The 237-nt window shown below is 27.0% G+C and carries 1 protein-coding gene; it reads left to right on the top strand.

The annotated features are described in order from the left end of the window. Window positions 1-237 (top strand): transposase (locus I6E15_RS10130; protein ID WP_235247641.1); only part of this gene is annotated, 237 nt, incomplete at both ends.

The raw sequence follows: 237 nt of genomic DNA, 5'->3' as shown, positions 1-237 counted from the left end.
CTGATAAAGATAAAAAATTATTCGCAAATGATTTAAAAAGTATATACCAAGCTCCATCTGAAAAAATAGCTTTACAAAATTTAGATAAAGTAACTGAAACTTGGGAAAAGATATATCCAAACTCTATGAAAAGCTGGAACAAAAATTGGGATGTAATAAGTCCTATTTTCAAATTTTCAATGGAAGTTAGAAAAGTAATTTACACAACAAACGCAATAGAAAGCCTAAATAGTGTTT

It is taken from the genome of Fusobacterium perfoetens, assembly GCF_021531475.1.
In the GTDB taxonomy this organism is placed as follows: Bacteria; Fusobacteriota; Fusobacteriia; order Fusobacteriales; family Fusobacteriaceae; genus Fusobacterium_B.
Note: the sequence above shows the minus strand (reverse complement) of the source record. Positions and strands in the feature narration are given on the sequence as shown.